This window comes from Parahoeflea olei, from assembly GCF_001703635.1.
GTDB classification, from domain to species: Bacteria; Pseudomonadota; Alphaproteobacteria; order Rhizobiales; family Rhizobiaceae; genus Hoeflea; species Hoeflea olei.
This window is the reverse complement of sequence record NZ_LQZT01000023.1, coordinates 424537-430639: the sequence shown is the minus strand read 5'-3', so window position 1 is coordinate 430639 and position 6103 is coordinate 424537. Positions and strand designations below refer to the sequence as shown.

Here is a 6103-nt window from a genome sequence, read left to right as displayed (position 1 = left end):
GCAGAACGGCGGGCGTTGGCGAGCACCTCGCCGACCTTGCGCTCGACCTCCGGATCGGGATCGGAGACGACGACGTCCCAGCCGTTCAGAAGAAAGCGGGCGGCCCAGCCGCCGCCGATGACACCGCCGCCGACGATGGCGGCCTTCATGGTCTTGCTCATGCGTTTCGCTCTCCGGCAATGGTGGGATCGGTCAGCGGGACGCGCTCGCCGGACCGGATGACGGCGGGATCGTAGGCCTTGCGGGCAAACACTTCCTCGACCAGCGGCCGAAAGAAGGCGATGTCCTCATGCGGGTAGTCGGGATCGAAGCTCGACTGGTCCCAGCGCTCGCAGAAGGTTGCGCAGTCATCGAAATAGAGATGATCGCGGTAGGCGTCGCGGGAGTTGGGATTGCCGCCCAGATGATGGGCGTAATAGAGCTTCTGGAAGTCGCCGTGCTTTTCCACCACCCAGGCGCATTGTTCGCGCACGAAGGGCTTCAGAATCGCGGCGGCATATTCGTCGTGATTGTAGGGCGCGTAGATGTCGCCGATGTCGTGCAGCAGGGCGGAGACCACCCAATCGGTATCGGCGCCATCGCGCCAGGCGCGGGTGGCCGATTGCAGCGAATGGCCGAGCCGCGTGATCTGGTAGCCCGACATGCTTTCATCGAGCTCCACCAGCGCGCCGAGCAACCGCTCGGCGGTCTTCGACGCATAATCGATCTCGTGGCGGGTGAGGAACTCGTAGTCCTCCCGGTCGCCGTCCTTCATGGCCGTGAACTTGACTGTCTCCATCCCACCCTCCTCCGGTGATGACATGACGTGCGGCGTCAGGCCGCCCTCGGCGCGCGCTTGCTGAGGTTCAACCGGGCGCGGACCTCGTCCGGCCCGATCACCCGCGCGCCCATGTTTTCGACGATGGTGACGGCGCGTTCGACCAGCTGGGCATTGGTGGCGAGTTCCCCCTTGCCGAGCCAGAGATTGTCCTCGAGGCCGACGCGGACATTGCCGCCGGCAAGGACTGCGGCCGCGACATAAGCCATCTGGTTGCGGCCGAGCGAGAACGCGGACCAGGTCCAGTCGTCAGGCACATTGTTGACCATGGCCATGAAGGTGTTCAGATCGTCGGGCGCGCCCCAGTGCACGCCCATGCACAGCTGCACCAGCGCATCAGGCTTCAACACGCCTTCCTTGACCAGTTCCTTGGCGAACCAGAGATGGCCGGTGTCGAAGGCCTCGATCTCGGGCTTGACGCCGAGTTCCGTCATCATGCCGCCCATGGCGCGGAGCATGCCGGGCGTGTTGGTCATCACGTAATCGGCCTCGGCAAAATTCATGGTGCCGCAATCGAGCGTGCAGATTTCCGGCAGGCATTCGAGGACATGCTTCATCCGTTCGGACGCGCCGGCCATGTCGGTGCCGACCGGATTGAGCGGCAGCGGCTTTTCGGTCGGGCCGAACACCATGTCGCCGCCCATGCCGGCAGTCAGGTTCAGCACCACGTCGACCTCGGCCTCGCGGATGCGCTCGGTGACCTCGCGATAGAGCGCGACGTCGCGGCGCGGCTTTCCGGTTTCCGGGTCGCGGACATGGCAGTGGACGATCGCGGCGCCGGCCTTGGCGGCGTCGATGGCGGAATTGGCGATCTGTTCGGGCGAGCGTGGCACATGCGGGCTGCGGTCCTGGGTGGATCCGGATCCGGTGACGGCGCAGGTGATGAAGACCTCGCGGTTCATGGTCAGGGGCATGCGGCAAATCCTCCTCTTGACAGACACCCAATGATGCCGTGCTTGCAGACGCGTGTATTGCACTTTACGAAGAAAACATGACACAAAACAAAGCCCTTTCCGCAATCGCGGGCCTTGGTCGGCCGATCACGGTCGAGGTTCTGGTGGTGCCGGGAAGCTCGCTGCTGACGGCCGCGAGTTCGGTCGAGCCGCTTCGCGCGGCCAACCGGCAGGCGGGCCGGACGGTGTTCGACTGGCGTTTCGTGTCGCTCGATGGCGCGCCGCCGCCCACCTCCTCCGGCATCGCCTGGCCGGTCTCGGGACCGCTCGACGCCGCCAGGGCGTGCGACATTCTTGCGGTCGTGGCCGGGTTCGATGCGGCGCGCATGACCGAGCGCAGGCTGATTGCCCAGATCTACCGCGCCGCGCGCAACGCCGCACTCGTCATCGGCATCGAATCCGGGGCCTGGCTGCTTGCCCGCGCCGGTCTCATCGACGAGCACCGGGCGGCGACCCACTGGGAGGACTTCGAGGAGTTCGCCACCGCCTTTCCGCATGTGGATCTGAGGCCCGACCGCTACGTGATCGATGGCCGCTTCATCACCACCTCGGGCGCTTCGCCCACGCTCGACATGATGGTCGACCTCGTCCGCCGCGTGCTCGGGCATCCGACCGCGCTCGACGTGGCGAGCAGCTTCGTGCATGACGATCTGCGCGCGGCAGGCGACGCGCAGGTCAATGTCACGCTCGGCGACGCGGCGCACGACCCCCGTCTCGTGCGCGCGATCCGGATCATGGAAACCCATATCGATGCGCCGCTCAGCATCGCCGCCATCGCCCGGCGGGTGGCGATGTCGGCGCGCGGGCTCGAACAGCTTTTCTCACGGCAGCTGGGGGAAACGCCGGGGGCGTATTTCCTGTCGCTGCGGCTCGCGGCCGCGCGCCGGCTCGTCAACGACACGCGGCTGACCATGGCGGACATTGCATTGAGGACCGGGTTCTCCTCGCCCTCCGCCCTCTCGCGCGCCTTCAGCCGCCAGTACGGACTGTCGCCGCGCCAGAGCCGCACCGCGCGGCCCGGCGAGGCCGCGGATGTCAGGCGCCCTTGACCGGCACTTTTGCCTCAAGCCAGCGGAAGGCCACGACCAAGATCCCGGTCAGGATCATGTAGATCAGCGCCAGCAGCAGCAGCGGCTCATAGGTCAGATAGGTGTCCTGCCGGACCCGGGAGATGATGGCGTAGACATCGACCACGGTGATCGTCGCCACCAGCGGCGTGGCCTTGAGCTGAAGTACTGTTTCGCCCGCGAGTGTCGGCAGCGCGCGGTGGATGGCGCGCGGCAGCCAGACCCGGCGGAACGCGGTCCAGGGCGACATGCCATAGGCGCGGGCCGCCTCGAGCTCGCCCCTCGGGACACCCGCGAAGGCGCCGCGCATCACCTCGCCCTCGTAGCCCGCGAACGACATCGTCAGCGCCAGCACGCCATAGGGCCAGGCCTGCCTGAGATAGGGCCAGGCCCAGGACTGGCGGATCTCCGGCCAGTAGGCAAAGAGCGAGCCGAGCCCGTAATAGAGCAGCCACAATTGCAGAAGCAGCGGCGTGCCGCGGATGACCGTGCAGAAGGCGCGCGCAGGCGCTGCGAGCCACCACGGACCGGCCGCCTGCGCGAGCCCCAGCGGCACCGCCAGCAGGAAGCCGAGCACGCTCGTCAGCGCCAGCAGCCACAGCGTGGTCCCGACGCCATCGATCAGCCTGCCGGAATAGCGCGGCAGCCAGTCCCAGCGCATGGTGGTGGCGGCAAGAACGACGATGCCGATCCCGATGGCGATCAACACCAGCCGGTGCGGCTCGCGCCAGCTTCTCGTTTCCGGCCCCATCAGCGCACCTCCGGCATGCCGCGACGGGCGAAGCGCTCGATCCGGCGGATGGCGACATTGGAGATCAGCGTCACCATCAGATAGAGCAGGCCCGCGGCGCAGAAGAACAGGAAATAGGATTTGGTGGTGCCGCCCGCCTGACGCGTGACCAGCGTGAGTTCGGCGACGCCGACGACCGCGAGCAGCGCCGTGTCCTTGGTGGCGATCAGCCAGAGATTGGCGAGCCCCGGCACCGCATGCGGCAGCATGCCGGGCAGGGTGATGCGCCTCAAGACCTGCAACGGCGTCATGCCATAGGCGCGCGCGGCCTCGATCTGGCCATGCGGCACGGCCTTGAAGGCGCCGCGCAGGACTTCCGTCTGGTAGGCGCCCTGCACCACGCCGATCACGAAAATGCCGGCCGCGAGCCCGCTGATGTCCATCGGGCCGGCGCCCAGCAGCATCATGATCTGGTTCAATGCGTCCGTGCCCGCGTAATAGAGCAGCAGGATCAGCACCAGCTCCGGTACGGCGCGCACCAGTGTGGTATAGACGTCGAGAAGGTCGCGAATGACCGGGCCGCCATAGAGCTTGCCGGTGGCGCCGCCCACCCCGATCAGGAAGCCGAGGATATAGCCGCCGACCGCGACCTGCAGCGAGACCGCAAGGCCCGCGAGCAGCACGCCGCCCCAGCCGGGCGGGTCGAGCGCCAGCAGTTCCCAGGAGGCAAGCCCCGCGATCCAGTCAAACATGCGACGACCTCAGGCCGGACCGGCGGGAAGATCCCGCAGGCCCGGCCAGAGCCGGTTGAACCGGTATGCCCATGTTACTGGCCGTAGATGTCGAAGTCGAAATACTTCTTGGAGAACTCGTCGTAGGTTCCGTTCTCGCGGATGGCGGCAATCGCGGTGTTGAACTTCTCGCGCAGGGCGTCGTCGCCCTTGCGCAGGCCGATGCCGACGCCGGCGCCGAGAATGGCCGGATCGTCTTCGACGGCGCCGACGATCTCGCAGCAGCTGTCGGACTTGACGAAGGCGTCGAGCGCAAGCGAATCCGCCATCACGGCATCGACACGGCCGGCCACAAGATCCTGGTTGGCTTCGTCCTGGGTCTGGTATTCCTTCACTTCGGCCGCGACGTCGGCGAAGTGGGTGGTCACGTAATCCTGGTGGATGGTCGAGACCTGCACGCCGATGATCTTGTCCTTCAGGCCCTCGGCGTCGGGGGTGATGCCCGAGCCCTTGGCGGTCGCGATCACGGAGGGGGTGTTGTAGTATTTGTCGGAGAAATCGATCGTCTTCAGGCGCTCGTCGGTGATCGACATCGAGCCGACGATGGCGTCGATCTTGTTCGACGTCAGCGCCGGGATGATGCCGTCCCAGGCGACCGGAGTGACCACGCAGTCGAGCTTGGCTTCGGCGCAGACGGCGTTCATGAAGTCGATTTCCCAGCCGGTCCAGTTGCCGGCGGCATCGGGCTCGGTGAACGGCGGATAGGGTTCGGCGGCGACGCCGACACGGACGGTCTCGGCGAGCGCGGTCTGGGCGACCAGCGTCAGGCCGAAGGCGGCAATGGTTGTGATGAGTGTCCTGTTCATGGAATTTCCCCTGTTAGGTTTTCGGGCTTTGCCCATTGACCCCTGGACTATTGGACAGTCGCAAGGAATTTCTGCAGTCGTTCGGACTTCGGCGCGCTGTAGACGACCTCCGGCGGCCCCTGCTCCTCGATCACGCCGTCGGCCAGGTACACGACATGGCTCGCGACCTCGCGGGCGAATTTCATCTCGTGCGTCACCAGCAGCATGGTGCGGCCCTCGCGCGCCAGATCGGCGATCACGGCCAGCACCTCGCCCACCAGTTCCGGGTCGAGCGCCGAGGTCGGCTCGTCGAACAGCATGACGTCGGGGTCGACCGCGAGCGCCCGGGCGATCGCCGCGCGCTGCTGCTGGCCGCCCGACAGGAAGGCCGGATAGGCGTCGCGCTTGTCGTAGAGGCCGACCCGGTCGAGCAGCTTCTCGGCGCGGGCGATGGCTTCGTCGCGCGGCACGCCCATGACATGCACGGGCGCCTCGATGATATTGCCCATCACCGTCATGTGCTGCCACAGGTTGAAGCTCTGGAACACCATGGCGAGACGGGTGCGGATGCGCCGCAATTGCCTGGCGTTGGAGGGTTGCAGCCCGTGGCGGCCGCCGTCCTTCATCTCGATGGTTTCGCCCTTGATGCTGATTTCGCCGCGGGTGGGCAATTCGAGCATGTTGATGCAGCGCAGCATGGTGGACTTGCCGGAGCCTGAGCCGCCGATGATGGCCACCACGTCGCCGGTTTCGGCCTTGAGCGAAATGCCCTTGAGCACTTCGAGGTCGCCGAACGCCTTGTGGAGGTCGGTGACCTCCACGGCGGGCGGAGACTGCCTGGCGCCCGGGTCAGCGCCGTCTTGTGGACTGCTCATACGTTCCCTTTGCTGCCTCGTCTGTCGCGAAGTCGGGCAATCGTGACCCTTGCACGCTAATTAATCAAGTGTATAATTTCAGAAA

8 protein-coding genes are annotated in these 6103 nt (G+C 66.2%); 1 reads left to right on the top strand and 7 read right to left on the bottom strand.

Going from position 1 to position 6103, the window contains the following annotated elements:
- The 3 genes from AWJ14_RS22245 to bcoG form a co-directional block, all read right to left on the bottom strand.
- Positions 1-149 (bottom strand): 3-hydroxyacyl-CoA dehydrogenase NAD-binding domain-containing protein (locus tag AWJ14_RS22245; RefSeq protein ID WP_425349641.1); only part of this gene is annotated, 149 nt, incomplete at its 3' end.
- 8 nt (positions 150-157) lie between these two features.
- Complete coding sequence (locus tag AWJ14_RS14790; protein WP_066180582.1) at positions 158-778, bottom strand: HD domain-containing protein; 621 nt, start codon at positions 776-778, stop codon at positions 158-160.
- A 35-nt stretch (positions 779-813) separates the two neighbouring features.
- On the bottom strand, positions 814-1731 hold the full coding sequence (bcoG, locus tag AWJ14_RS14785) for a 3-dehydrocarnitine:acetyl-CoA trimethylamine transferase BcoG (RefSeq protein ID WP_066180580.1): 918 nt from the start codon (positions 1729-1731) through the stop codon (positions 814-816).
- Between the two features lie 77 nt (positions 1732-1808).
- Here bcoG and AWJ14_RS14780 point away from each other — a divergent pair, with 77 nt between their 5' ends.
- Positions 1809-2819, top strand: coding sequence for a GlxA family transcriptional regulator (locus AWJ14_RS14780; RefSeq protein ID WP_066180578.1), 1011 nt, complete (start codon positions 1809-1811; stop codon positions 2817-2819).
- Here the strand turns inward: AWJ14_RS14780 and AWJ14_RS14775 are convergent.
- The 4 genes from AWJ14_RS14775 to AWJ14_RS14760 form a co-directional block, all read right to left on the bottom strand.
- Positions 2806-3588: an ABC transporter permease gene (locus AWJ14_RS14775; RefSeq protein ID WP_066180576.1), complete on the bottom strand. Its 783-nt coding sequence runs from the start codon at positions 3586-3588 to the stop codon at positions 2806-2808. The two genes, AWJ14_RS14780 and AWJ14_RS14775, sit on opposite strands and share 14 nt — an antisense overlap.
- Entirely contained in the window at positions 3588-4319 is a 732-nt protein-coding gene (locus AWJ14_RS14770; RefSeq protein ID WP_066180573.1) for an ABC transporter permease, read from the bottom strand. The genes AWJ14_RS14775 and AWJ14_RS14770 overlap by 1 nt, the downstream gene beginning before the upstream one ends.
- A gap of 74 nt (positions 4320-4393) precedes the next feature.
- On the bottom strand, positions 4394-5164 hold the full coding sequence (locus AWJ14_RS14765) for a transporter substrate-binding domain-containing protein (RefSeq protein WP_066180571.1): 771 nt from the start codon (positions 5162-5164) through the stop codon (positions 4394-4396).
- Between the two features lie 47 nt (positions 5165-5211).
- Positions 5212-6018 carry an ABC transporter ATP-binding protein gene (locus tag AWJ14_RS14760; protein WP_066180569.1) on the bottom strand — a complete coding sequence of 269 codons (807 nt, stop codon included), beginning with the start codon at positions 6016-6018 and terminating at the stop codon, positions 5212-5214.
- Positions 6019-6103: the final 85 nt, after the last annotated feature.

Bases quoted from the DNA above. Each gene is read 5' to 3' on its own strand.
- AWJ14_RS14790 (WP_066180582.1), bottom strand. From the start codon at position 778: ATGGAGACAGTCAAGTTCACGGCCATGAAGGACGGCGACCGGGAGGAC.
- bcoG (WP_066180580.1), bottom strand. From the start codon at position 1,731: ATGCCCCTGACCATGAACCGCGAGGTCTTCATCACCTGCGCCGTCACC.
- AWJ14_RS14780 (WP_066180578.1), top strand. From the start codon at position 1,809: ATGACACAAAACAAAGCCCTTTCCGCAATCGCGGGCCTTGGTCGGCCG.
- AWJ14_RS14775 (WP_066180576.1), bottom strand. From the start codon at position 3,588: ATGGGGCCGGAAACGAGAAGCTGGCGCGAGCCGCACCGGCTGGTGTTG.
- AWJ14_RS14770 (WP_066180573.1), bottom strand. From the start codon at position 4,319: ATGTTTGACTGGATCGCGGGGCTTGCCTCCTGGGAACTGCTGGCGCTC.
- AWJ14_RS14765 (WP_066180571.1), bottom strand. From the start codon at position 5,164: ATGAACAGGACACTCATCACAACCATTGCCGCCTTCGGCCTGACGCTG.
- AWJ14_RS14760 (WP_066180569.1), bottom strand. From the start codon at position 6,018: ATGAGCAGTCCACAAGACGGCGCTGACCCGGGCGCCAGGCAGTCTCCG.